General features: G+C 61.7%; 21 protein-coding genes. 7 read left to right on the forward strand and 14 right to left on the reverse strand.

Going from position 1 to position 24,471, the window contains the following annotated elements; genetic code table 11:
• Nucleotides 1-50 precede the first annotated feature (50 nt).
• The 6 genes from fusA to rpoB form a co-directional block, all read right to left on the reverse strand.
• Nucleotides 51-2,168, reverse strand: coding sequence for an elongation factor G (gene fusA / locus ACP153_RS05415; protein WP_424969928.1), 2,118 nt, complete (start codon nucleotides 2,166-2,168; stop codon nucleotides 51-53).
• Between the two features lie 27 nt (nucleotides 2,169-2,195).
• Nucleotides 2,196-2,666 (reverse strand): 30S ribosomal protein S7, encoded by a 471-nt coding sequence (gene rpsG / locus ACP153_RS05420; protein ID WP_424969929.1) that lies wholly within the window; start codon nucleotides 2,664-2,666, stop codon nucleotides 2,196-2,198.
• 12 nt (nucleotides 2,667-2,678) lie between these two features.
• A complete protein-coding gene (gene rpsL / locus ACP153_RS05425) occupies nucleotides 2,679-3,050 on the reverse strand; it encodes a 30S ribosomal protein S12 (protein ID WP_116133146.1) in 372 nt (123 codons plus the stop codon).
• A 280-nt stretch (nucleotides 3,051-3,330) separates the two neighbouring features.
• Nucleotides 3,331-4,239 (reverse strand): DMT family transporter, encoded by a 909-nt coding sequence (locus tag ACP153_RS05430; RefSeq protein ID WP_424969930.1) that lies wholly within the window; start codon nucleotides 4,237-4,239, stop codon nucleotides 3,331-3,333.
• 88 nt (nucleotides 4,240-4,327) lie between these two features.
• On the reverse strand, nucleotides 4,328-8,581 hold the full coding sequence (gene rpoC, locus ACP153_RS05435; RefSeq protein ID WP_424969931.1) for a DNA-directed RNA polymerase subunit beta': 4,254 nt from the start codon (nucleotides 8,579-8,581) through the stop codon (nucleotides 4,328-4,330).
• 209 nt (nucleotides 8,582-8,790) lie between these two features.
• Nucleotides 8,791-12,927 (reverse strand): DNA-directed RNA polymerase subunit beta, encoded by a 4,137-nt coding sequence (gene rpoB / locus ACP153_RS05440; RefSeq protein WP_424969932.1) that lies wholly within the window; start codon nucleotides 12,925-12,927, stop codon nucleotides 8,791-8,793.
• A gap of 647 nt (nucleotides 12,928-13,574) precedes the next feature.
• Here rpoB and ACP153_RS05445 point away from each other — a divergent pair.
• On the forward strand, nucleotides 13,575-14,252 hold the full coding sequence (locus ACP153_RS05445) for a YrbL family protein (protein WP_424969933.1): 678 nt from the start codon (nucleotides 13,575-13,577) through the stop codon (nucleotides 14,250-14,252).
• A 488-nt stretch (nucleotides 14,253-14,740) separates the two neighbouring features.
• Nucleotides 14,741-15,259, forward strand: coding sequence for a GNAT family N-acetyltransferase (locus ACP153_RS05450; RefSeq protein WP_424970022.1), 519 nt, complete (start codon nucleotides 14,741-14,743; stop codon nucleotides 15,257-15,259).
• 174 nt (nucleotides 15,260-15,433) lie between these two features.
• Here ACP153_RS05450 and rplL read toward each other — a convergent pair whose 3' ends face one another.
• The 7 genes from rplL to secE all read right to left on the reverse strand — a co-directional run bounded on the left by rplL (nucleotide 15,434) and on the right by secE (nucleotide 20,073).
• Entirely contained in the window at nucleotides 15,434-15,814 is a 381-nt protein-coding gene (rplL, locus tag ACP153_RS05455; RefSeq protein WP_424968694.1) for a 50S ribosomal protein L7/L12, read from the reverse strand.
• 72 nt (nucleotides 15,815-15,886) lie between these two features.
• Nucleotides 15,887-16,405, reverse strand: a complete 519-nt coding sequence (rplJ, locus tag ACP153_RS05460; RefSeq protein WP_424969934.1) for a 50S ribosomal protein L10 — start codon at nucleotides 16,403-16,405, stop codon at nucleotides 15,887-15,889.
• 390 nt (nucleotides 16,406-16,795) lie between these two features.
• Nucleotides 16,796-17,659: an endonuclease/exonuclease/phosphatase family protein gene (locus ACP153_RS05465; protein WP_424969935.1), complete on the reverse strand. Its 864-nt coding sequence runs from the start codon at nucleotides 17,657-17,659 to the stop codon at nucleotides 16,796-16,798.
• Nucleotides 17,660-17,857: 198 nt separating this feature from the next.
• Nucleotides 17,858-18,556 carry a 50S ribosomal protein L1 gene (gene rplA, locus ACP153_RS05470; RefSeq protein ID WP_424969936.1) on the reverse strand — a complete coding sequence of 233 codons (699 nt, stop codon included), beginning with the start codon at nucleotides 18,554-18,556 and terminating at the stop codon, nucleotides 17,858-17,860.
• Between the two features lies 1 nt (nucleotide 18,557).
• Nucleotides 18,558-18,983 (reverse strand): 50S ribosomal protein L11, encoded by a 426-nt coding sequence (gene rplK, locus ACP153_RS05475; protein ID WP_424969937.1) that lies wholly within the window; start codon nucleotides 18,981-18,983, stop codon nucleotides 18,558-18,560.
• 125 nt (nucleotides 18,984-19,108) lie between these two features.
• Complete coding sequence (gene nusG, locus ACP153_RS05480) at nucleotides 19,109-19,642, reverse strand: transcription termination/antitermination protein NusG (protein ID WP_424968700.1); 534 nt, start codon at nucleotides 19,640-19,642, stop codon at nucleotides 19,109-19,111.
• Between the two features lie 230 nt (nucleotides 19,643-19,872).
• Nucleotides 19,873-20,073, reverse strand: coding sequence for a preprotein translocase subunit SecE (gene secE, locus ACP153_RS05485; protein ID WP_424968701.1), 201 nt, complete (start codon nucleotides 20,071-20,073; stop codon nucleotides 19,873-19,875).
• Here secE and ACP153_RS05490 point away from each other — a divergent pair.
• The 3 genes from ACP153_RS05490 to ACP153_RS05500 all read left to right on the forward strand — a co-directional run bounded on the left by ACP153_RS05490 (nucleotide 20,072) and on the right by ACP153_RS05500 (nucleotide 21,949).
• Nucleotides 20,072-20,200, forward strand: a complete 129-nt coding sequence (locus tag ACP153_RS05490; protein ID WP_424969939.1) for a hypothetical protein — start codon at nucleotides 20,072-20,074, stop codon at nucleotides 20,198-20,200. The two genes, secE and ACP153_RS05490, sit on opposite strands and share 2 nt — an antisense overlap.
• A 73-nt stretch (nucleotides 20,201-20,273) precedes the next feature.
• Nucleotides 20,274-21,641: a S8 family peptidase gene (locus ACP153_RS05495; protein ID WP_424969940.1), complete on the forward strand. Its 1,368-nt coding sequence runs from the start codon at nucleotides 20,274-20,276 to the stop codon at nucleotides 21,639-21,641.
• A 59-nt stretch (nucleotides 21,642-21,700) separates the two neighbouring features.
• Nucleotides 21,701-21,949, forward strand: a complete 249-nt coding sequence (locus ACP153_RS05500) for a hypothetical protein (RefSeq protein ID WP_424969941.1) — start codon at nucleotides 21,701-21,703, stop codon at nucleotides 21,947-21,949.
• 60 nt (nucleotides 21,950-22,009) lie between these two features.
• Here ACP153_RS05500 and ACP153_RS05505 read toward each other — a convergent pair whose 3' ends face one another.
• The gene (locus ACP153_RS05505) at nucleotides 22,010-22,762 is read right to left on the reverse strand and encodes a DUF1013 domain-containing protein (RefSeq protein ID WP_424969942.1); all 753 of its coding nucleotides are present in this window, start codon (nucleotides 22,760-22,762) and stop codon (nucleotides 22,010-22,012) included.
• 153 nt (nucleotides 22,763-22,915) lie between these two features.
• Here ACP153_RS05505 and ACP153_RS05510 point away from each other — a divergent pair, with 153 nt between their 5' ends.
• Together ACP153_RS05510 and ACP153_RS05515 are read left to right on the forward strand one after the other, a co-directional pair.
• Nucleotides 22,916-23,575 carry a ribonuclease T2 family protein gene (locus tag ACP153_RS05510; protein WP_424969943.1) on the forward strand — a complete coding sequence of 220 codons (660 nt, stop codon included), beginning with the start codon at nucleotides 22,916-22,918 and terminating at the stop codon, nucleotides 23,573-23,575.
• A 187-nt stretch (nucleotides 23,576-23,762) separates the two neighbouring features.
• Nucleotides 23,763-24,440 carry a VPLPA-CTERM sorting domain-containing protein gene (locus ACP153_RS05515; protein ID WP_424969944.1) on the forward strand — a complete coding sequence of 226 codons (678 nt, stop codon included), beginning with the start codon at nucleotides 23,763-23,765 and terminating at the stop codon, nucleotides 24,438-24,440.
• The last annotated feature ends 31 nt before the right edge of the window (nucleotides 24,441-24,471 follow it).

Here is a 24,471-nt window from a genome sequence, read left to right on the forward strand (position 1 = left end):
GGCCCCGCCCTACGGTGGTGGGTAGGGCGGGGGTCCCCCCGCCATCCCGGTTATGCAAATTTCTCTTGGATTTCCTGGCTGATATTCGCCGGAACCGGATCGTAGTGATCGAACTGCATCGTGAACTGCGCGCGGCCCGAGGACATGGAGCGCAGGGTATTGATGTAGCCGAACATGTTGGCCAGCGGCACGAAGGCGTTGATCGCCACGGCATTGCCGCGCGGCTCTTGCCCGGTGACCTGCCCGCGACGGGAGGTCAGGTCGCCGATGATGCCACCGGTGTACTCTTCCGGGGTCACAACCTCGACCTTCATGACCGGCTCGAGCAGCTTGGCGCCCGCCTTCTTCATGCCTTCGCGCATGCCCATGCGGGCTGCGATTTCGAACGCCAGAACCGAGGAGTCCACATCGTGGAACTTGCCGTCGATCAGGGCGACCTTGAAGTCGATTACCGGGAAGCCTGCGAGCGGGCCGCTATCCATCACGGACTGGATACCTTTCTCGACGCCGGGGATGTATTCCTTCGGCACGGCACCACCGACGATGCGGCTCTCGAAGGAATAGCCTTCGCCGGGCTCAGTCGGGGTGATGATCATCTTCACTTCGGCGAACTGACCCGACCCACCAGACTGCTTCTTGTGGGTATAGGTGTGCTCCACCTCGTGACCGATGGTCTCGCGATAAGCCACCTGCGGCGCACCGATGTTGGCCTCAACCTTGAACTCACGCTTCAGACGGTCGACGAGGATGTCCAGGTGAAGTTCGCCCATGCCCTTCATGATGGTCTGACCGGACTCGAGGTCGGTCTCAACCCGGAAGGACGGATCCTCGGCCGCGAGACGCTGCAGACCCTGAGACATTTTCTCCTGGTCGTTTTTCGTCTTCGGCTCGACGGCGATCTCGATCACCGGATCGGGGAAGGTCATCGTTTCGAGAACCACCGGATCCTTGGCATCCGACAGGGTGTCCCCGGTCGTGGTGTCCTTCAGACCCGCGAGCGCGATGATGTCGCCGGCAAAGGCTTCTTCGATCTCTTCGCGGTTGTTCGAGTGCATCATCATCATCCGACCGACGCGCTCTTTCTTGCCCTTGGTCGAGTTCAGAAGGGTGTCGCCCTTGTTCAGCACACCGGAATAGATCCGGGTGAAGGTCAGGGAGCCCACAAAGGGGTCGTTCATGATTTTGAACGCCAGCGCGGAGAAGGCCATGTCGTCATCGGCGCGGCGCGCGATGTCGCGGGTTTCCGTCTCGTCGCCCGGCTTGAAGCCCATGTAGTCGACCACGTCGAGCGGGCTCGGCAGGAAGTCGATCACAGCGTTGAGCAGGGGCTGAACACCCTTGTTCTTGAACGCGGAGCCGCAGAGCACCGGGATGAAGGCGATCTCGAGCGTGCCCTTGCGGATCAGCGCGCGCAGCGTGTCCGCGTCGGGCTCGTTGCCCTCGAGGTACTCCATCATGGCGTCGTCATCCATCTCGACCGCGGTCTCGATGAGCTTGCCACGCCACTCTTCGGCGGTGTCCTTCAGGCTGTCGCGGATCGGGCGACGCTCCCAGGAGGCGCCCAAGTCTTCACCGGCCCAGACCCACTCTTCCATGGTGATCAGGTCGACGATGCCCTCGAGTTCGTTCTCGGCCCCGATCGGGATCTGAACGGGCGCCGGGGTGGCACCGGTGCGGTCCTGGATCATCTCGACGCAGTTGAAGAAGTCAGCGCCGATCTTGTCCATCTTGTTGACGAAGACGATGCGCGGAACCTTGTAACGGTCGGCCTGGCGCCAGACGGTCTCGGTCTGGGGCTCCACACCAGCATTGGCGTCGAGCACGGCAACCGCGCCATCGAGAACGGCGAGCGAACGCTCCACCTCGATGGTGAAGTCCACGTGGCCCGGCGTGTCGATGATGTTCATCCGGTGCTTTTCGGTCTGGGCGGTCTGACCGTCTTCGGTCCGTTCCCAGAAGGTGGTGGTCGCAGCAGAGGTGATCGTGATGCCACGCTCCTGCTCCTGTTCCATCCAGTCCATGGTGGCCGCGCCATCATGAACTTCGCCGATGTTGTGGGACTTACCGGTGTAATACAGGATGCGCTCGGAGCAGGTGGTTTTCCCTGCATCGATATGCGCCATGATCCCGAAATTCCGGTACCGTTCGAGGGGATATTCGCGTGCCATTGGGTTCGGTCCTAGGCTGAAAGAAAATTACCAGCGGTAATGGCTGAAGGCTTTGTTCGCCTCGGCCATCTTGTGCGTGTCTTCGCGCTTTTTCACGGCGGAACCACGGGAGTTCACGGCATCGACCAGCTCACCGGCGAGACGCTCTTCCATGGTGTTCTCGTTGCGCGCGCGGGAGGCGTTGATCAACCAGCGGATCGCCAGGGCTTCGCGGCGCTCGGGGCGCACTTCGACCGGCACCTGATAGGTGGCGCCACCAACCCGGCGGGAGCGAACCTCGACCGACGGTTTGATGTTGTCGAGCGCTTCGTGGAACACCTCGACGGGTGCGCGCTTCAGCTTGCCCTCAACGCGGTCAAACGCGTTGTAGACGATCTTCTCGGCGGCGGACTTCTTGCCGTCGATCATCAGGTTGTTCATGAACTTGGTCAGAACGCGGTCGCCAAACTTGGCGTCCGGCAGAACTTCGCGTTTTTCGGCGGCGTGACGGCGAGACATCTACTCTTCCTCTTACTTCGGACGCTTCGCGCCGTACTTCGAACGGCGTTGCTTACGGTCTTTGACGCCCTGGGTATCCAGAACACCACGCAGGATGTGGTAGCGCACACCGGGAAGGTCTTTGACACGACCGCCGCGGATGAGGACCACAGAGTGCTCCTGCAGGTTGTGGCTTTCACCCGGGATGTAGCTGATCACCTCGAAGCCGTTGGTCAGGCGCACTTTGGCGACCTTCCGCATGGCCGAGTTCGGCTTCTTCGGCGTGGTCGTGTAGACCCGCGTGCAGACGCCGCGCTTCTGCGGGCAGCCTTCCAGGTGCTGAGACTTGGAGCGTTTTACTTTGGGCTGCCGCGGCTTGCGGATCAGCTGTTGAATCGTTGGCATTCCGGTTCCCCGTTTAGCTCGTCATGACATCGCGCGACGGTCGCGCGGATTGCGTTAGGCACTTCACGCGTCCGCAAAGCGCAAAACCGCGGACGGACCCTTCGCGAGCCCGACGCGGTGGAATTCCAGAGGATCGGGGCGTGAACCCGGATCGTGACCACTTCGAATTGTGATGCCCGAGGACCGGCGTTCCGGCACCTCAAGTGGCGCGGGGTATAGGGGGAGTCGGGAGGGTTGTCAACACGCCCCGAAGCCGCCTTCGGGCTTTTCACGCAAGGCGTTATCGCGCCCGCGCCCGGCGGCGGACGACCTGCTCCCGATAGAGCGTATAAAGCCCCGTGGCCACCACGATTCCCGCCCCGATCCAGGTCAGCGTATCCGGCCATTCGCCAAAGACAAAAAAGCCGATCAGCACCGCCCAGACCAGCGCCATATAGCGGAAAGGGGTGACAAATCCGATCTCCCCATGGCGCATTGCGAGTGCGGCAAAGGTATAGCCCGAGGCAATAAAGCCCCCTGCCCCCAAGAGCAGCACCGCCCCGATCGGCGAGATCGCGGCCCAGGGCGTCAGCAGCGACAGTCCCCCTGCCGCGAGGGTCACCAGAATGGCCATGACAAAGGCCAGCAGAACCGCCGGGATCTCGGGCGTGATCCGCCGGGTCGAGAGGTCGCGGAAGGTGACAAAGCAGACCGCCAGCAGGACCAGCAGGGAATAGGCGCTAAACCCCGCCTCGCCGGGCTGCACGATGCAGAGCACCCCGATGAGCCCGACACCGATCGCAGCAAGACGCCGCCACCCCACAGGCTCCCCGAGGAACAGCGCCCCAGCCAGGGTCAGGGTGAGCGGCAGCGCCTGCAAAAGCGCACTGACATTCGCGAAGGGCATGTTGGCCAGCGCAATGAAGAAGGGGATCATCGCGCAGATCTCGGCGACACTGCGCAGCCCGATCAGCTTGCGATCGCGGGGCGCGATGACCATCGCAAACGCCCCGCTGCGCCAGGCCATCACCCCGAGCAGGACGGAGGCGATCACACCCCGTAGGAAGACCACCTGAAAGAGCGGCATCTCTTCGGCTGCGGCGCGGATGAAGGCATCGCCCACGGTAAAGCTGGCCGTGACCAACAGCATGTATACCGCACCGCGCAAATTGCCGGCGCTGCGCGGCGGGATCATCTCGGACGGGGACATGGCACGGGCCTCGGTCGGCAGGTCGGGGCAAAGCAAAACCCCCGCATCAGGATGCGGGGGTTTCGGTGTCTAGATATGGGGCCGCGGCTTACTCACGGCTCTCCGGCATGGCGATATCGGACATGTCCATATCGCTGCCACCGTCGAACACGTCCTCGGGCGCCGGAGCGGCCAGGGCTGCGGCCTCTTCAGCCTCTGCCTGACGTTGTTCCAGCACCTTCTGGTCACGATCCTGAGCGATGCGGCGCATCTGCTGGGTCGCACCTCCGGTGCCCGCCGGGATCAGGCGACCCACGATGACGTTCTCCTTCAGGCCGATCAGCTTGTCGCGCTTGCCCATGGTCGAGGCCTCGGTGAGCACCTTGGTCGTCTCCTGGAAGGAGGCCGCCGAGATGAAGGACCGGGTCTGCAGGCTCGCCTTGGTGATCCCCAGGAGGATCGGCTCGCCCTGTGCCGGACGGCGCCCTTCGGCGACCGCCTTCTCGTTGGCCGCCTCGAACTGAAGCTTGTCCACATGCTCGCCCTTCAGGAGCGTGGTCTCGCCACTGTCGAGGATCTCCCATTTCTGCAGCATCTGGCGAACGATCACTTCGATATGCTTATCGTTGATCTTCACACCCTGCAGTCGGTAGACGTCCTGAACCTCGTCGATCAGGTAATCCGCGAGCGCCTCGATCCCCATGATCCGGAGGATGTCATGGGGGGCCGGGTTGCCATCCATGATGTAATCCCCCTTCTGGACGAAGTCGCCTTCGGCCACCGGGATGTGCTTGCCCTTGGGCACCATGTATTCGACCGCGTCCAACGTGTCATCGGAGGGCTCGATCGAGATGCGACGCTTGTTCTTGTAGTCGCGCCCGAACCGGACATAGCCATCGATTTCCGCGATGATCGCGTGATCCTTGGGACGCCGCGCCTCGAAGAGCTCGGCCACACGCGGCAGACCACCGGTGATGTCCTTGGTCTTCGCGCCTTCGCGCGGGATCCGGGCCACCACGTCACCCGCTGTCACCTGAGTGCCGTCCTCGATCGAGAGGATCGCATCCACGGACATCGGATAGGTCACCGGGTTGCCTGCATCATTGCGCACAGGCTCGCCGGTTTCGGAATCCGCGATCAGGATCTCGGGCTTGAGCTCGTTGCCCTTGGGCGCCGCGCGCCAGTCGGACACGATCTTCTGGGTCATGCCGGTGGCATCGTCGGTCTCTTCGCGCACGGAGATGCCCGAGACGAGGTCGACAAAGCGGACCGTCCCCGATTTCTCGGCGATGATCGGCAGGGTGTACGGGTCCCACTCATAGAGCTTGTCGCCCCGCGCCACATCGGCCCCTTCGGCCACGTGGATCTTGGTGCCGTAGCCAAGCTTGAAGCTCGCCCGCTCATTGCCCTCACCATCCACGATCGCGAGCTGCATGTTGCGGCCCATGACGATGGTCTCACCAGCCGCATTGGCCAGCAGGTTCGGGTTGCGGAACGCGACCTTGCCCTCTTGGCCAGCTTCCTGGAAGGACTGCTGACCACCCTGAGCAATACCGCCGATGTGGAAGGTCCGCATCGTCAGCTGCGTGCCGGGCTCGCCGATGGACTGTGCCGCGATGATGCCGACGGCTTCGCCCACATTGACCTTGGTCCCGCGTGCGAGATCCCGGCCATAACACTGGGCGCAGACGCCTTCATCCGCTTCACAGGTCAGCGGGCTGCGGATCCGCATGGAGGCAATGTCGGCCTGTTCGATCAGGTCGGCCTTGCGCTCGTCGATCAGCTCGCCAATGGCCACGATCACATCGCCCGTTGCCGGATCGAGCACATCCTCAGCCGCAACACGGCCCAGAACCCGCTCGCCGAGGCTCGCCACAACCTCACCGTCATTGACGGCTGCGGTCGCGGTGATCGAGTTCTCGGTGCCACAATCGTTCATCCGCACGATGCAGTCCTGCGCCACGTCCACGAGACGCCGGGTCAGATAGCCCGAGTTCGCGGTCTTGAGCGCGGTGTCCGCCAGACCCTTCCGGGCCCCGTGGGTGGAGTTGAAGTACTCCAGAACGGTCAGACCTTCCTTGAAGTTCGAGATGATCGGTGTCTCGATAATCTCGCCGGACGGCTTGGCCATCAGACCGCGCATCCCGCCGAGCTGCTTCATCTGCGCAGGGGAGCCTCGCGCACCGGAATGGGCCATCATGTAAACCGAGTTCGGCTCCATCTGCTCCGCAGTCTCGGGATCAAAGCGATCCTTGGAGATCTCGTCCATCATCTCGCCGGCGACTTCATCCGAACACTTCGACCAGGCATCGACGACCTTGTTGTACTTCTCACCCTGGGTGATCAGACCGTCCATGTATTGCTGTTCGAATTCCTTCACCTGATTGCGGACACCTTCGACGATGTTCCACTTGGTGTCGGGGATCAGCATGTCGTCCTTGCCGAAGGAGATGCCCGCCTTGAAGGCCTCGCGGAAGCCCATGGTCATGATCTGGTCACAGAAGATGACCGACTCCTTCTGACCGCAATAGCGGTAGACGGTGTCGATGACCTGCTGCACTTCCTTCTTCCGCAGAAGACGGTTGACCAGCTCGTAGGGCGCCTTGGCATTGAGCGGCAGAAGCGCACCGAGACGCACACGCCCAGGCGTGGTCTCGAACCGCTTGTAGACCTCGTTGCCTTCGTCATCGATCTGCTTGACCCGCGCCTGGATCTTGGAGTGCAGATGCACCTCGCCCGCATTGAGCGCGTGCTCCACCTCTTCGACCGAGCCGAAGACCATGCCCTGACCGGGCAGGCCGTCACGCTCCAGCGTGATGTAATAGAGACCGAGGATCATATCCTGCGACGGCACGATGATCGGCGCGCCGTTGGCGGGCGACAACACGTTGTTCGTGGACATCATCAGGACGCGCGCCTCGAGCTGCGCCTCCAGCGAGAGCGGCACGTGGACCGCCATCTGGTCGCCGTCGAAGTCGGCGTTAAAGGCCGAACACACGAGCGGGTGCAGCTGGATCGCCTTGCCTTCGATCAGCACCGGCTCAAACGCCTGAATGCCCAGACGGTGCAGGGTCGGCGCGCGGTTCAGCATGACCGGGTGTTCGCGGATCACCTCGTCGAGGATGTCCCAGACCTCCGGACGCTCTTTCTCGACCAGCTTCTTGGCCTGCTTCACCGTGCTGCTGAGGCCTTTGGCCTCGAGCCGCGAATAGATGAACGGCTTGAAGAGCTCGAGCGCCATCTTCTTGGGCAGACCGCATTGGTGCAGCTTGAGCTCCGGGCCGGTCACGATGACCGAACGACCCGAGAAGTCGACCCGCTTGCCGAGAAGGTTCTGGCGGAAGCGGCCCTGCTTACCCTTCAGCATGTCCGACAGCGATTTCAGCGGGCGCTTGTTGGCCCCCGTGATCACGCGGCCACGACGGCCGTTGTCGAACAGGGCGTCGACGGATTCCTGCAACATCCGCTTCTCGTTCCGGATGATGATATCCGGCGCGCGCAGCTCGATGAGCCGCTTGAGGCGGTTGTTCCGGTTGATCACCCGGCGATAGAGGTCGTTGAGGTCCGACGTTGCGAAGCGACCGCCATCCAGCGGCACCAGCGGGCGCAGCTCTGGCGGGATCACCGGCACGACGGTCAGAACCATCCACTCCGGGCGGTTGCCGGATTCGAGGAAGTTCTCGACCAGCTTCAGACGCTTGATGATCTTCTTCGGCTTCAGCTCACCAGTGGCCTCGGCCAGATCCGCGCGCAGCTGCTCGGCCTCGGTTTCCAGATCGATCGCCGAGAGCATCTCACGGATGGCTTCCGCACCGATATTGGCGGTGAAGGCGTCCATGCCATAGGCGTCCTGGGCGTCGAGGAACTCCTCCTCGGTCATCAGCTGACCATAGGTGAGGTCCGTCAGACCCGGCTCGATCACCACGTAGTTCTCGAAATAGAGGATCCGCTCGAGATCCCGCAGGGTCATGTCCAGCATCGTGCCGATCCGGGACGGCAGCGACTTCAGGAACCAGATATGGGCGACGGGGGCGGCCAGCTCGATATGGCCCATGCGCTCACGCCGGACCTTCTGCAAGGTCACCTCGACCCCGCATTTCTCGCAGATAACCCCGCGATACTTCATGCGCTTATACTTGCCGCAGAGGCATTCGTAATCCTTGATCGGGCCAAAGATCCGCGCACAGAAGAGACCGTCACGCTCGGGCTTGAACGTCCGGTAGTTGATCGTCTCGGGCTTCTTGATCTCGCCGAAGGACCACGAGAGGATCCGTTCCGGGCTCGCCAGGGAGACCTTGATCTCGTCAAAGGTCTTGACCGGAGCGACCGGGTTGAACGGGTTGGTTGTCAGTTCCTGGTTCATTCTATTCTCCCCATAAGGGTGCAAATCCAAAAAATGCGGCGTCTAGGGCAATCGCGATCGCTGCGATGCCCCAGACGAGGGCTTTCGGACGGTCACTTTGGTCAAACCATCGTTCCCCTTGGGCAGGTGGCCAACACGCATAAGCAACAAGCGCGAGGCCAATGGGAAATCCCAAGAAAGCGATCCAGACCGGGACCATTATTTGTCCGTTACTCCTCTCCCTCCGCATCCAGGAGTTCCATATTGAGGCCGAGGCCGCGGACTTCTTTGACGAGCACGTTGAAGCTCTCCGGCACGCCGGCCTCGAAGTTATCTTCGCCCTTGACGATGCTCTCATAGACCTTGGTCCGGCCCGCCACGTCATCCGACTTCACGGTCAGCATTTCCTGCAGGGTATAGGCGGCGCCGTAAGCTTCCAGAGCCCAGACCTCCATCTCCCCGAAGCGCTGACCACCAAACTGCGCCTTACCACCAAGCGGCTGCTGGGTGACGAGCGAGTACGGCCCGGTAGACCGCGCGTGGATCTTGTCATCCACGAGGTGGTGCAGCTTCAGCAGGTACTTGACCCCGACGGTGACCTGACGCGCGAATTTCTCGCCCGAGCGGCCATCGAAGAGATCCGACTGACCCGAAGTGTCAAAGCCCGCGCGGGTGAGCGCATCGTTGACATCGGCCTCTTTCGCACCGTCGAAGACCGGCGTTGCAATCGGGACACCGCGGGTGACGTTGCCTGCACGCTCCAGCAGCTCATCCTGCTCGAGACCGGCAATCGCATCCTCATAGGCTTCGTCGCCATAGGCCAGACGCATCGCCTCGCGCACCGGGGTCATGTCGCCGGAGCGGCGATACTCACCCAGAGCCTCATCGATATGCAGGCCCATGCCGCGCGCGGCCCAACCCATATGGGTCTCAAGGATCTGACCCACATTCATCCGCGAGGGCACGCCGAGCGGGTTCAGCACGAAATCGACCGGGGTCCCGTCGGCGAGGAACGGCATGTCCTCCATCGGCACCACTTTCGAGATCACACCCTTGTTCCCGTGACGGCCGGCCATCTTGTCGCCCGGCTGCAGCTTGCGCTTCACCGCGATGAAGACCTTGACCATCTTCATCACACCCGGGGGCAGATCGTCGCCGCGACGGACCTTCTCGACCTTGTCCTCGAAACGTGCGGTCAGGGCGCGCTTCTGTGCCTCATACTGCGCGTTAAGGGCCTCGACCATCTGGGCTTCGGCTTCGTCCTCGAGGGCGAGCTGCCACCACTGGCCACGGCTGAGCGTACCGAGGAGCTCCTCGGTGATCTCGGACCCGGCCTTGATGCCTTTGGGGCCCTTCACTGCGGATTTGCCGAGGATCATGTCCTTCAGACGGGCGTAGATGTTGCGCTCGAGTATGACCATCTCGTCATCCCGGTCGCGCGCGAGGCTTTCGACCTCTTCCCGCTCGATCTGCAGGGCGCGCTCGTCTTTCTCCACACCGTGACGGTTGAAGACGCGCACTTCCACGACGGTCCCGAAGTCCCCCGGCGGCAGGCGCATGGAGGTGTCACGGACATCCGAGGCTTTCTCGCCGAAGATGGCGCGCAGAAGCTTCTCTTCCGGCGTCATCGGGCTCTCGCCCTTCGGTGTGATCTTGCCCACGAGGATGTCACCCGGCCCCACATCGGCACCGATATAGACGATGCCCGCCTCGTCGAGGTTGCGCAGGGCTTCCTCGCCGACATTCGGGATGTCGCGGGTGATCTCTTCCGGCCCAAGCTTGGTGTCCCGGGCGGCGACTTCGAATTCCTCGATATGGATCGAAGTGAAGACGTCGTCCCGCGCCACGCGCTCGGAGATGAGGATGGAGTCCTCGTAGTTGTAGCCATTCCACGGCATGAAGGCGACGACCACGTTCTTGCCGAGCGCCAGTTCCCCGAGATCCGTGGAGGGACCATCGGCGATCACGTCGTTCTTGCCGACCTTGTCACCGACCTTCACCAGCGGGCGCTGGTTGATGCAGGTGTTCTGGTTCGAGCGCTGGAACTTGCGCAGACGGTAGATGTCCACGCCGGGATCGCCCGGCTCCAGATCTTCGGTCGCGCGGATCACGATCCGGGTGGCGTCCACCTGGTCGATGAAGCCGCCGCGACGGGCCATGATGGCCGCCCCGGAGTCGCGCGCCACCACACCCTCGATGCCGGTGCCGACAAAGGGCGCGTCTGCCTGCAGCAGAGGCACGGCCTGACGTTGCATGTTCGAGCCCATCAGAGCGCGGTTGGCGTCGTCATTCTCGAGGAACGGGATCAGCGAGGCCGCAACAGAGACCAGCTGCTTGGGTGAGACGTCGATCAGGTCGACGCTCTCCCGCGCGGCCAGCGTGTATTCGCCAGACTGACGGGTGTTGACCATCTCGTTCACGAACTGGCCCGAACCGTCGAGATTGGCGTTCGCCTGGGCCACGGTGTGGCGCATCTCTTCGGTTGCGGACATATAGTTCACCTCATCGGTGACCTTGCCGTCCTCAACCTTGCGATAGGGGGTTTCGATGAAGCCGTACTTGTTCACGCGGGCAAAGGTGGCCAGCGAGTTGATCAGACCGATATTCGGCCCTTCCGGCGTCTCAATCGGGCACATCCGACCATAGTGGGTCGGGTGCACATCGCGCACCTCGAAGCCTGCACGCTCGCGGGTCAGACCGCCCGGCCCAAGCGCCGAGAGACGGCGTTTATGCGTCACTTCGGACAGCGGGTTGGTCTGGTCCATGAACTGCGACAGCTGGCTGGAGCCGAAGAACTCGCGCACGGCCGCAGCAGCGGGCTTGGCGTTGATCAGGTCTTGCGGCATCACCGTGTCGATCTCGACGCTGGACATGCGCTCCTTGATGGCGCGCTCCATGCGCAGGAGACCCACGCGGTACTGGTTCTCCATCAGCTCGCCGACCGAGCGCACCCGGCGGTTGCCGAGGTGGTCAATGTCGTCGATATCGCCGCGCCCATCGCGCAGATCCACCAACGCCTTGATGCAGGAGATGATGTCTTCCTTGCGCAGAGTGCGCATGGTGTCCGGCGCATCGAGAGCCAGACGCATGTTCATCTTCACCCGGCCCACGGCCGAGAGGTCATAGCGCTCGCTGTCGAAGAAGAGCGTGTCGAAGAGCGCAGAGGCGGCCTCGACGGTGGGCGGCTCGCCCGGACGCATGACGCGGTAGATATCCATGAGCGCGGTGTCGCGGTTCATGTTCTTATCCGCCGCCATGGTGTTGCGCATATAGGCGCCCACGGTGACGTTATCGATGTCGAGCACGGGGATCTCTTCGATGCCCGCATCCAGCAGCTCCTTGAGGGAGCCACCGGTGACCGCACCATCCTTGTCGACTTCCCAGGTCAGCTCGTCGCCAGCCTCGACATAGATCGCGCCGTTCTCTTCGTTGATGATGTCCTTGGCGGCAAACTTGCCGACAATCCCATCGAAGGGCACGAGCATCTCGGTGACGGTGCCTTCGTCGATCAGCTTCTTGACCGCGCGCGGGGTGACTTTCTTGCCGGCCTCAGCAATCACCTCGCCCGTGGCGGCATCAACGACATCCTGTGTGGGACGGGTGCCGCGGATCCGCTCGGGGAAGAACTTGGTCACCCAGCCTTCGCCCTTGCGATAGGTGTAGTTCACCGTCTCGTAATAGGCGTCCATGATATCCTGCTGGTCGAGGCCCAGCGAATACAGGAGCGTCGTGACCGGCAGCTTCCGGCGACGGTCGATGCGCGCAAAGACGAGGTCCTTGGCGTCGAACTCAAAGTCCAGCCAGGACCCGCGATAGGGGATGATCCGGCAGGCAAAGAGCAGCTTGCCCGAGGAGTGGGTCTTGCCCTTGTCATGGTCAAAGAACACGCCCGGGGAGCGGTGCATCTGGCTCACGATCACACGCTCGGTGCCGTTCACGATGAACGTCCCGTTCGGGGTCATCAGGGGCATGTCGCCCATGAAGACATCCTGTTCCTTGATGTCCTTGACGGACTTGGCGCCGGTATCCTCGTCCACATCGAACACGATGAGGCGCAGGGTCACCTTCAGCGGCGCCGAATAGGTCATGTCGCGCTGCTGACACTCTTCAACGTCGTATTTCGGCTTCTCGAGCTCGTATTTCACGAACTCCAGCACTGCCGTTTCGTTGAAATCCTTGATCGGGAAGACCGACTGGAACACGCCCATGATCCCCTCGCCATCGAGAGGCTGGGGCTGGTCGCCGGATTTCAGAAAGAGATCGTAGGAGCTTTTCTGCACCTCGATCAGGTTGGGCATCTCCAGAACTTCGCGGATCTTGCCATAATACTTGCGGAACCGTTTTTGGCCGAGAACGGTTTGAGCCATGCGCGCTGTATCCTCTTGCATCGCAGCACCGCGCGCCTTGGGGGGAAAGCTCGCCGTGCCGGGTCGGATGAAGACCGGTCCTATCCCTGCGCGCCGTCCCACTGGCGCACGCCCGAACCGGAAACCTCATCTGGGAAAACCGCTCACCCCTGCAACACGCAGCAAGCGGCTTACCAAGACAGGTTTTGCCGGACACGGAAACCTCCGAACCCGGCGCGTCAAAGCCCTCCTGGGGCCACGTATGAAATGCTATGTCAGCTCGACCTTGCCTCTCATAGAAAAGCGCTGCGACCTTGCCCCCTTGCATGAGGCATGTTTTTCAGCGACTTTCTGTGAAGGGCGTTTCACATGACCGGGAAAATGTTGCTCCTTCTGTCTGAAAACGCCAAAAAAGCGCCCGAATCGCGCGCTTGCTCAGGATTAGCTATCTAGGTCAGCCCTCAGCCGAGTGCAACTGCGTCACGCGCAATTTATGCATGAGCCTCGGTTTTTGCCGATCGGTGCGGAACGCCGCTGCCGCGACGAGGCCGTTTTCGCGGACCCGAGAGGCATCTCAACCACCGCGAGGATTTGTGAGTTGCGCGCCCCTCGACAATGCCTGAGATAGACGCCACTCTCTCGGATTCAACGGCAAACAAGGGGAAATCATGCTTTTTACGGCGCATGTTATCGAGCTCTCAGACGACCAGAAGGTTGCGAGCGGCACCGTGCGCTCGGTCTATGAATTCCCTCAACAGCCCGAGTTGTTGATCAAGGTCTTTCATTCGCCGGAAAACAGATCCCCGAGAAAACCGCTCAAACGTCTTTTGTGGAAGTATTTCCCGACCATGGAATATCGCAGCATGCTCAATGAGCTGAAATGCGAGCTTCTGGCCGCCCTCAAATTAAACGGGGATGTCCGTCATATGCCGCTTTCCAGAATGCTGGGCATTGTCCAGACCAATCGCGGACCGGGCGTGGTGGTGGAGCGTATCGCGGGTTCCGACGGGGGGCTCGCCCCGCAGCTACACAGGTTTGTCAAAGACGGACACATGGCGGAACCGGAGCTCAATGCGCTCAACGCCTTTGTGCGTCGATTGTATGAGCTGCAGATCGTGGCCCGCGACATCAACTTCTCGAACATCGTCTATGGGACGCGCGATGGCTCCATGGCCTGCTTTTTGATTGACGGGTATGGCGAACGAAATCTCATCCCCCTGCGCAGCATGTCCAAAAGGCTGAATGCGCGCTCGCTGGACAAGCAATTTGCCAAGATCGCCCGGCGCGCTGGCTTGAATTGGGATCCGATCCGGCAAGCTTTCTCAGTGTCGGGCGAGGCAGGTTAGCCCCAAAACCCAAAACGGCCGCATCAACCCAACTGCGCCAATCAGTGAAATGAGCAGCACCGACGAAACTCATGGCCGGCGCGGGGTATTCGGCGGCTTCCTGCGAGCGGCATCTCAGCTCGCGACTGTAGGGAGGCCCGCCTGATTTTCAGAAACACCCAAAAACACCCGAAGCAAACGCACGCTCAGAACTGCCATTCTGAGTTGCCGCTCGGCGAAGGTCTACTCGACGCGCTGCAGGTATTTGATAGTCACGGCAGGTGAGCTGCCGAGTGTCGAGCAAGCCCGCAAACCCTTCGTCACCGAGACAAGAGCGATCCTGCGACAAGGGCGGCTTAACAGAAAGGCGCTCAACCGATCACCGTTCGACGACCACTCCGCGCCTGCCGCGCATTGCCTGTTGTGAGCCTTGCTTGCACTTCCATTGTGGCGCGGCCAATGTCTGCCTCAACGACGATCCTACCTGTTTTCATCACTGGAAACCGCAAATGGTTTGCATCCCGCATCTAACAACAGATCGGCTCCTTCTGCGACCGCCAAGTGAGCTTGATCTCGCAGCCTATTGTGAGTTCTACGGCGATGGAGAAGCGTCGCATTTCTCTGGCGGACCACTCGATGCGGTAGGGGCGTGGAACAGACTTGCGCGCGATTGTGGTCATTGGCACCTGCGTGGCTATGGCAAATGGACGATTCTGCTCAAGGAGAGTGAAGCGGTTGTCGGGAGTGTCGGCTTTGCGTGGCCCACCGGCTGGCCGCGCCCGGAGCTCACGTGGTGGATTGGTTCTTCGTGGCGTCGGCAAGGTTTTGCAAAGGAGGCATCCATTGCTGCGATTGCCTACGGGTACACTGTCCTGAAGTGGAGTCTCGTGGAAACACATATGAAGGATGAAAACACCGCTGCAAGGTCCCTCGTGTCGTCACTCAGCGGCCAGAAGATTGCGCGCGAGGACTTTCCCGACGGCGTAAGCCGCGACGTTTTTCGCCTTCCGAGACCGCCAGCCAGTTAGAGGAAATTGACCTTGAAGTGCCGAATGGCTGCCTCGTCCGCTCTAACGACAATGGTTCCGGGTGCCTGACGGGGTCAAGGCAAGCGCCGGTGTGGGCGTCCTAACACTAGAGAGAGGGCACAAAAAAAGGGCCGCGGAACCCGCGACCCTTTTGTAATTCGGAGCAAGTCCGGATTACTTGAGTTCGACCTCGGCGCCAGCTGCTTCCAGCTTGCCTTTGATCTCTTCGGCTTCGGCTTTGTCGACGCCTTCTTTGACAGCTTTGCCGCCAGCTTCGACCAGCTCTTTGGCTTCTTTCAGGCCAAGACCGGTGATCGCGCGGACCTCTTTGATGACGTTGATCTTCTGACCGCCAGCGGCCTTCAGGATCACGTCGAATTCGGTCTGCTCTTCAGCTGCACCGCCGGCGTCGCCGCCTGCCGGGCCAGCCATCATGACAGCGCCGCCAGCGGCGGGCTCGATGCCATACTCGTCCTTGAGGATGGTTTTCAGTTCTTGTGCTTCGAGAAGCGTCAGACCAACGATCTCTTCTGCAAGTTTCTTCAGATCAGCCATTTTACTGTTTCCGTCTGTATGAATGTGTTCCAACGCGTGGTGTTCAACCCCACGCAGATCTCTGACACGGGATCAGGCCGCTTCGGCCTTCTCCTCGATGGTCGACAGGATGCTCGCGATGTTCGAAGCAGGGGCGCCAATGGCACCGGCGATGTTCGAAGCGGGGGCACCGATGCAGGACGCGATCTGAGCGATAAGCTCTTCGCGCGACGGCATGGAGGCCACAGCTTTGACACCCGCAGGGTCCAGGTAGTCCTCGCCCATGGCACCACCAAGAATTTGGTACTTGGTGTTGTCCTTGGCATACGCCTCCGCGACCTTGGCTGCTGCCACAGGGTCTTCGGAATAGGCGAGAACGGTCATGCCCGTGAGAAGTTCACCGATCTTTTCGTTCGGCTTACCCTCGAGGGCAATCTTGGCGAGCCTGTTCTTGGCGACACGAACGGATCCACCGGCTTCGCGCATACGCGCCCGGAAATCCTGCATCTCTGCAACCGTGAGACCTGCGTAATGGGCTACGACCACAACGCCAGAGCTTTCGAAGATCTGGCCGAGTTCCTCAACCAGTTTTTCTTTCTGGGCTCTATCCACAGTTTCACTCCAATTTGGGGGCCCCGGTAGGTCGGTGTCCCCGGCTCAGTTTTACCGGATCGCTCCGGCGGTTTTGGTCCTTTGAACGGGGGCCAAAACCACCTGGGGCGCTCAACGGTCTGAGCACTTTGGGTAGCAAGACTGATCCCGTCTCAGGCAGGAATTAGCACCCTTCGGGCAACCCACCGTCTCGGACGAATGCGGGCCGCGCGAATCCACGCACGTCCCGGCTCGCGGCTGATAGACCGATTTTCGCGACACAACAAGCCCGATCTGCGCGAAGAAACTTTGAAACGATGATATAACTCATGTGCCAACTTCAGAGCCGGGTCAGGCAGGGCCGTATCGCGGACAAAGCTCGGGTGCGCCAAGCACCACCCATTCAGGCATCTACGGCGCCCAAAGTCTGACTTGCGCCAGCACTCCAGCATGGTCTGATCCAAACAAAGGCCGTGTTTCCAAAGACCCACCTCCGGGCGCCAACACAAAGTCAATTGGCAACGGTACATGTCGAAAGGTCAATGTAGGCCGAACAGGCCCAGCAAGGCGAGTGTTCGTCAGCGACGCGATCCTTAGGACGCGTCCAGACCATGGCATGATGTTGAAGTCACCGCCGATAACGATGGCACCATCCAGGTCCGCAAGAACTCTTTCAGCTGCGATTTCGTTATTGCGGCTGTCATGGGGCCACGGCCAGGGGATATGAGCAGACACCAACCATACTTTGGAATTCTCAATTCTAACCGGAGCGGCTGCAATAGCTCGCCATTCGGAGCAAACCGGCTCACCCTGAAACGGATGGCGTGACAGCAAAGCGATGCCGCTCCAGCCTGAAAATCCACACAGGTGTTGATACGGGAAGCTTTTTTCCAGCAGGCTCAGAACCTCCACGTTCTGGTCGGACACCTCTTGCAGCATCACAACGTCTGCGCCAGTGGATTCAATATCGTCCACCAAAGCCGCAATTTCTGAGTTCGCGAACCACAGATTTTTTGAATACACCCTCAGGTGACCGCCGGATTGTTGGGGCAAGAACGGTCGCGCTGTCGTAAAGAGCGCGACGGCAACGGCTAGCGCGAAGACCAGCCTGAGCCAAAACGGCCTCGCAGCGAGCATTCCAGAGATGCAGACAACACCAAAAAATGGACGTCCCATTGCAATTGTATCGAAGCTTCTGTGCTGCTGACCGAGAAAACCGGCCACCACAAGACACCCTGCCACGAAGCTCAGGCCAACCAAAACGCTGCGTGTCACCTTGAACCGAACCTCGTCTTACTATCATTAAACCATCCGCAATAATCTCATCAATCTCAACTGGAGTTCCGGGGCATCAGAATTTTTCAAACCCCTCAGAACCATCGCTCTCGGGCCAAACCAATTACCCAAAGCGCAGTCCTGTCACGAAAAAGGGCGGCCCGAGGGCCGCCCTTTGAAACGCGATCTGAGTTTGGCTCAGTTGCCGGTGGCGCTGTCCACGGAGACGGTCACGCCGGGGCCCATGGTAGAGCTCAGGGCGATCTTCTTCATGTAGGCACCCTTGGCGCCGGACGGCTTGGCCTTGGAGACGGCGTCCACGAAGGCGCGCACGTTCTCGACCAGCTTGGCCTCGTCGAAAGAGGCTTTACCGACGCCGGCATGCACGACACCGGCCTTCTCGGCCTTGAACTGCACTTCACCGCCTTTGGCGGCTTCAACGGCAGCTTTGACGTCCATGGTCACCGTGCCGACCTTGGGGTTCGGCATCAGGTTGCGCGGGCCGAGGATCTTACCCAGGCGACCCACGATCGGCATCATGTCCGGGGTCGCGATGCAGCGGTCGAACTCGATCTTGCCGGACTGGATGGTCTCCATCAGATCCTCTGCGCCGACGATGTCGGCGCCAGCGGCCTGGGCCTCTTCGGCTTTCGGACCACGGGCGAAGACAGCCACGCGGACGGTCTTGCCGGTGCCGTTGGGCAGGCTGACCACACCGCGGACCATCTGGTCTGCGTGGCGCGGGTCAACGCCGAGGCACATGGCGATCTCGACGGTCTCGTCGAATTTCGAGGTGGCGTTGCCCTTGATCAGGGAGACGGCCTCTTCCACGGTCACATCGGTCTTGCCAACCAGAGCTTCACGGGCGGCGCGGGTGCGTTTTCCAAGCTTAGCCATCTTACTTCACCTCGATGCCCATGGAGCGGGCAGAGCCCAGGATGATCTGCATGGCGCCATCGATATCGTTGGCGTTCAGATCCTTCATCTTCGCTTCGGCGATCTCGCGCACCTGCGCGGCGGTCACGGTGCCCACAACCTGACGGGAGGGGGTGTTGGCGCCGGATTTCACCTTGGCGGCCTTCTTCAGGTAGTAAGACGCGGGCGGCGTCTTGATGTCCATGGTGAAGGACTTGTCCTGATAGTAGGTGATCACGGTCGGGCACGGCGCGCCGGGCTCCATATCCTGCGTCTTGGCGTTGAACGCCTTGCAGAATTCCATGATGTTGATGCCGCGCTGACCGAGCGCCGGGCCCACGGGCGGGGACGGGTTCGCTTGTCCTGCGGGCACCTGCAGCTTCATCGTGCCTGCGAGTTTCTTGGCCATCTGGCCTCTCCTTCTTGTCAACACCCGGCCGGACGCGTCCGGTGGGCTTCAGGAACGGGCGGACCCGTTCGGGTTGCCGTGGTCCGGGTTGGCGATCGCGACCGCCGCGCCTCCCACGTTTGCACTCAGGCCGTTTTCGAGACCTGCGTGAATTCCAGCTCGACCGGGGTGGCCCGGCCAAAGATCGAGACGGTCACCTTCAGGCGGCTGTTCTCGTCATCCACTTCCTCGACGCTGCCCGAGAAGCCCTCGAAGGGCCCGTCGGTCACGTTCACCTCTTCGCCAATGTCGAAGGTGATCAGGCTGCGCGGCGCCTCGGCACCTTCCTCAACGCGGTTGAGGATCTGGTTCACCTCTTCATCGCGCATGGCCATGGGGCGGCCCTGAGGCCCGAGAAACCCGGTGACGCGGTTGATCGAGTTGATCAGGTGATAGCCCTGGTCAGTCATCTCCATGCGCACCAGCACATAGCCGGGCATGAAGCGCCGCTCGGCGGTGACCTTCTTGCCGCGCCGAACCTCGATGACCTCTTCGGTCGGGACCAGCACTTCCTCGATATCGTCCTCGAGGCCCGCCTCCTCGACAGAATGACGGATCTGCTCGGCAATCTTCTTCTCGAAATTCGAGAGAACGCTTACCGAATACCACCGCTTGGCCATGTCGCTCGTTTCCCTGCCCTTGAGGCGCTTGCCGGACCCGAAGTCCGGAGAATTCCTGTCTGCCGGACCAACCTCCGGCGGGTCCCCCGAGCCAAGGCCCGTATAAAAAACAGCGTGCGGCACGAATCGCAGCACGCTATTTCAGGGGATGCGGTGGCGTTTAGCCCCGTTATTACGCGAATTCAACCGGGTTTTGCCCGAGCGCCGCACGCAACCGGTGCGGTCGCGCATCAGCTGCCGAAGAAGTTCAGCACAGCCTGCAGGCCGGTGCGGATCGTCCAGTCCACAAAGAAGAAGAAGATCGCCGTCAGCACCGCCATGACAAAGACCATGGTCGAGGTGACCAGGACCTCTTTGCGCGTGGGCCAAGTCACCTTGGAAACTTCGGCGCGCACCTGCTGAAGGAACTGGAACGGGTTGGTGGTAGCCATGGAACTCTATCGCCTGACGCTGTTGGATTTGGTGCAGATACGCGGTCAGCGTCCGGATTTCAAGGTGCATTGCGGGTCCGCCCGCGCCCATGTGACCGCAGCCACGGACACGCCGGCATCCCCCTGATTTGTCGCCTTGCCGGTAATCTGGTAATCTGAACTCGCGTCGAGGTTTTTAAGGCGCAACCGATTTTGAAAGCATGAAAGGAATTCCCATGGCCGGCAACGGACAGGTTCTCAATCGGGATGGTCATCCCACCCATATCGTCGTCTTCGACAAACCCTCGGAAAACAACGCCGCAATGCTCTCGTCCATGATGGGCGATCGCAGCCCCAAGGATGCCGGGGGCGGTCTGCGCTTTCAGGCGCGCGGAGCGCGCAAGACCAGTGCGCTCCTCTATGAACGTCTGGCGGTAGCCGAGATGGACATGACCGAGGCGGAGGCCAAGGACATGCGCGATCAAAGCGGGATTGCCGCGGTGGAGCGCAACGAAGTGATGTCGATCCCGCGCCCGGTCCGGATGGACCCGGCGGAAGCCCGCGATATCGACAAGCCGCCCAGCCGCGGCGCGCGGGGCATGGATTCGGACATGACCGGCTATCTGCGCGGAGTGCGGGATCTGGCCAATATGCTGCTGGGCGAGGGCGACGCGCAGCCGGCCGGGCTGCCCGCGGCCCAAGGGCTCTGGCGGAGCCGCACGCGGATGACCTGGGGTCTGGATGCGATCGGAAGCGAGCGGCGACCGGATCTGACCGGGGAGGCCGTGAAGGTCGCAGTGCTTGATACCGGGCTCGATCTCGCCCATCCGGATTTCGCGGGCCTGCCTGCAGCGCAATCGAAATCCTTTGTCGGCACAAGCAGCGCCCAGGACGGGCACGGCCACGGCACCCATTGCTGCGGCACCGTGGCAGGCCCGGCGCAACCCGCCTTTGGCCCGCGTTACGGTGTGGCGCCGGGGGTTGATCTGCTGGTGGGCAAGGTACTAGCCGATGACGGGTTCGGCATGATGAGCCAGATCATCGATGGCATCACATGGGCCCTGAACGAGGGCGCGCAGGTGATCTCCATGTCGCTCGGCTCCCCCCGCTCCGAGGGCAGCGCCTTCTCCCGCGTCTATGAAATGGTCTTCCGGCGGCTTTTGTCCGAAGGGGTCCTGCCGATCTGCGCGGCAGGCAATGAAAGCGACCGCCCGGGCCTGATCGCCCCCGTGGGCAACCCGGCCGCCTGCCCCGGCGCGATGTCCGTGGCCGCCGTAGATCGGCGCATGAACCCGGGCGATTTCAGCTGCGGACAGGTTGACCAGATCGGCCTTCTCGACATCGCGGGCCCCGGTGTGAGCGTGCATTCCGCCTGGACCGGCGGCGGCTACCGCCGGATCAGCGGCACCTCCATGGCCACGCCCCATGTCTCGGGCGTCGCGGCCCTCCACCTGCAAGCCGATCCCGGGCTCACGGGCGATGATCTGCGCGCACTGATGAAGATGCAGGCGACCCCACTTGGGCAGGCCCGGGACTATGGCGCAGGCCTCGTCCAAGTGCCCGTAGACCCGAATGGGCTCGTCGGCTGAGACCGGCGCACGGGGCCGCGTCGGTTGACCGGCCCCGGACCGGCCCTTAGGTGAGAGATATGAGCGACAGCTTGAAAGTGCATATCGGGCTCAACCCCAAAGCCGCGCAGACCCTGAAGGATCTGCCCAGCGAGGCGCGCACGCCTTGGGTCCAGGCCCATATCCACGCGCAACCGGACACGTTCGAGACCTTCGACACCTATGGCTTTCTGAGCTGCACTCTGGAGCGCGAGGACCTTCTGAGCGAGGTCGAAGCGGCGCCAGAGGTGGAATGGGTCGAGATCGACCGCAAGATGTCCGCGATCTGAGCCCAAAGACAAAGGCGCGCCCCGTGGGACGCGCCTTTTATCGCTCGCAGGCGCCTGGGATCAGGGTTGCTCGTCCTCATCATCCGAGCTGTCGGGCAGATTGAAGAGGCTGTCCGCATCCACGAGGGTGCTCTTGTCTTCTTCCTCGTCGTCATCCCCGCCCAGCAGGGTGAAGCTTTCGAGCCCCGAAATGGCCGTGGGCATGCGCGGCTCCGGCTCCATCTCAAGCGACTGCTCGGTGGAGACAAGCTTGCGCCGCTCATCATCGCTCATCAGCTCGCCGTCACGGGCCTTCTTGGCGGCGGCCTTCTGGACGGCCGCGTCCAGCTCGGACTGCTTGCAGAGCCCCAAAGCCACCGGATCGATGGGCTGGATGTTCTGGATGTTCCAATGGGTCCGCTCGCGGATCGCCTGGATCGTGGGCTTGGTCGTGCCGACAAGCTTGGAGATCTGACCATCGCTCAGCTCCGGGTGGAACTTCACCAGCCACAGGATCGAGGCCGGGCGGTCCTGCCGCTTGGAGAGCGGCGTGTAGCGCGGGCCCCGGCGCTTTTCCTCGCCCGTGGCGGCGGGGTTGTATTTCAGCTTGAGCTTGTAGGTCGGGTCCTTCTCGCCGCGTTCGATCTCGATCTGGTCGAGCTGATTGTTCGCGATCGGGTCAAACCCTTTCACGCCCGTGGCCACATCGCCGTCGGCAATGCCCTGCACCTCGAGTTCATGGAGCTCGCAGAAATCGGCGATCTGCTTGAAGCTCAGCGTCGTGTTGTCGACCAGCCAGACCGCGGTCGCCTTCGTCATCAATGGTTTTGCCATTGCGTGCATCTCCTCAAATCCTGGGCCGGTCGAGGGCCGCAGACATACCTTCCCCCGCGCCGGAAACCGGCGGCACCGAGCTTGGTGCGGGTTCTCGCTTTGGGGGAACTTGCCGGGTATATAGTGTGGGAACCACTGTGAGGGAAGCCCGAAATGCGTCCATGCCCCCGCGTCCTAACGCTTTGGATCGGCCTGTTGCTGGGCGCGCTCAGTCCGGCGAGTGCCCATGCAGATGGGGAACCCGCGGGCGCGTTCGACTATTATGTCCTCGCACTCAGCTGGTCGCCAAACTGGTGCGTGCGCGAGGGGGATGCCCGCAACGCCCCCGAATGCGCCCCGGGGGAGGCGCGCGGCTGGACGCTCCACGGGCTCTGGCCGCAGTTTGAACGCGGTTGGCCAAGCTATTGCCGCACCTCCGCTCGGGATCCGTCCCGTCGGATGACCGGATCCATGACCGACATCATGGGATCGAGCGGGCTGGCCTGGCATCAGTGGAAGAAACACGGGCGCTGTTCCGGGCTGTCGGCGGAGGCTTATTTCGACACATCCCGCGCGGCTTACGGCCAGGTCGCCCGGCCCGAGATCCTGCGCAAGCTCGACCGGGAGGTTGCCCTGCCCGCCTCCGTAATCGAAGAAGCCTTCCTCCGGGAGAACGCCGATCTGCAGCCCGACATGATCACCATCACCTGCCGGGATCGCCGCATCCAGGAAGCGCGGATCTGCCTGACCAAGGACCTGACCCTTCGGCGCTGCGGAGCGGATGTTTTGCGCGAGTGTCAGCTCGACGATGCATTGTTCGCACCCCTGAGATAATGCGCCGCAGATGAGGGTCTTTATGGGATGATTCGCGGATAAAGCCTGATGAGCCTCCCGCTACAGTCAAGTATTTGCTTAATTTTTCAATAAAATCGCGAGTAATTGCCGATTTTATGTTCACTTTGTAAAAACCATGTTAAAATAGGACCTTGTAACCCCTGTGAGTAAACGAGGTGCCCCACCCATGACACGCTCTCTTGCCATCGGCCTTTGTGTCGCAGCAGCGGCCATTGCCGCGCCGCTCGCGGCGACGGCCACGACCTACAATATCAACAGCATTGTTCAGACGATCGGAACCGCGGATCCCTATCCGAACGGATTTGGCAGCTCGGTCTTTCACGACCAGACAGCGGGCCAGATGTCCGGCGGCGTCACCGACACGCTGAGCCTTGCGATCCCGTCCATTGCAGCGCCCAATCTCTGGGACAGCGCGACGGGCGATATCGGCTTCACCTTTGCTCTCGCCGGCGGCGGATCCGGGACCGCGACGGGGACACTCAACCTGACGGGCACCGCGACCAGCTCCATCGGATATCAGAGCCTTGCCGGGACGATCGATTTCGCGTTCAGCGCGGACAGCATCTTTGGCGCGACGACCCAGACCTTCATCTTTGCGGATACGTTCCACAATCCCGAAGCCAATGGCACGGATCTGACCCAGATCAGCCTCTGGGGCGATCTTGGCAACTACAACTCCGCCGATTGCGGCACGGGCGGATCGGCCACCTGCATCGGCATCGACCTCCGCCTCGGGATCAAAGAGCAGGAACCGCTGGTGATCCCGACGGTTCCCCTCCCTGCACCGGCCCTGCTTTTGCTGGCTGGACTTGGCGGCCTGGGGCTGATGCGCCGCAAGGCCTGACCCCGGACCACCCACCCAAGGTCGCGGCGGA

Origin of the sequence: Dinoroseobacter sp. S76 (assembly GCF_049801095.1) — a bacterium.
GTDB lineage: Bacteria > Pseudomonadota > Alphaproteobacteria > Rhodobacterales > Rhodobacteraceae > Dinoroseobacter.

Bases quoted from the DNA above. Each gene is read 5' to 3' on its own strand.
- fusA (WP_424969928.1), bottom strand. From the start codon at position 2,168: ATGGCACGCGAATATCCCCTCGAACGGTACCGGAATTTCGGGATCATG.
- rpsG (WP_424969929.1), bottom strand. From the start codon at position 2,666: ATGTCTCGCCGTCACGCCGCCGAAAAACGCGAAGTTCTGCCGGACGCC.
- rpsL (WP_116133146.1), bottom strand. From the start codon at position 3,050: ATGCCAACGATTCAACAGCTGATCCGCAAGCCGCGGCAGCCCAAAGTA.
- ACP153_RS05430 (WP_424969930.1), bottom strand. From the start codon at position 4,239: ATGTCCCCGTCCGAGATGATCCCGCCGCGCAGCGCCGGCAATTTGCGC.
- rpoC (WP_424969931.1), bottom strand. From the start codon at position 8,581: ATGAACCAGGAACTGACAACCAACCCGTTCAACCCGGTCGCTCCGGTC.
- rpoB (WP_424969932.1), bottom strand. From the start codon at position 12,927: ATGGCTCAAACCGTTCTCGGCCAAAAACGGTTCCGCAAGTATTATGGC.
- ACP153_RS05445 (WP_424969933.1), top strand. From the start codon at position 13,575: ATGCTTTTTACGGCGCATGTTATCGAGCTCTCAGACGACCAGAAGGTT.
- ACP153_RS05450 (WP_424970022.1), top strand. From the start codon at position 14,741: ATGGTTTGCATCCCGCATCTAACAACAGATCGGCTCCTTCTGCGACCG.
- rplL (WP_424968694.1), bottom strand. From the start codon at position 15,814: ATGGCTGATCTGAAGAAACTTGCAGAAGAGATCGTTGGTCTGACGCTT.
- rplA (WP_424969936.1), bottom strand. From the start codon at position 18,556: ATGGCTAAGCTTGGAAAACGCACCCGCGCCGCCCGTGAAGCTCTGGTT.
- rplK (WP_424969937.1), bottom strand. From the start codon at position 18,983: ATGGCCAAGAAACTCGCAGGCACGATGAAGCTGCAGGTGCCCGCAGGA.
- nusG (WP_424968700.1), bottom strand. From the start codon at position 19,642: ATGGCCAAGCGGTGGTATTCGGTAAGCGTTCTCTCGAATTTCGAGAAG.
- ACP153_RS05490 (WP_424969939.1), top strand. From the start codon at position 20,072: ATGGAACTCTATCGCCTGACGCTGTTGGATTTGGTGCAGATACGCGGT.
- secE (WP_424968701.1), bottom strand. From the start codon at position 20,073: ATGGCTACCACCAACCCGTTCCAGTTCCTTCAGCAGGTGCGCGCCGAA.
- ACP153_RS05495 (WP_424969940.1), top strand. From the start codon at position 20,274: ATGAAAGGAATTCCCATGGCCGGCAACGGACAGGTTCTCAATCGGGAT.
- ACP153_RS05500 (WP_424969941.1), top strand. From the start codon at position 21,701: ATGAGCGACAGCTTGAAAGTGCATATCGGGCTCAACCCCAAAGCCGCG.
- ACP153_RS05505 (WP_424969942.1), bottom strand. From the start codon at position 22,762: ATGGCAAAACCATTGATGACGAAGGCGACCGCGGTCTGGCTGGTCGAC.
- ACP153_RS05510 (WP_424969943.1), top strand. From the start codon at position 22,916: ATGCGTCCATGCCCCCGCGTCCTAACGCTTTGGATCGGCCTGTTGCTG.
- ACP153_RS05515 (WP_424969944.1), top strand. From the start codon at position 23,763: ATGACACGCTCTCTTGCCATCGGCCTTTGTGTCGCAGCAGCGGCCATT.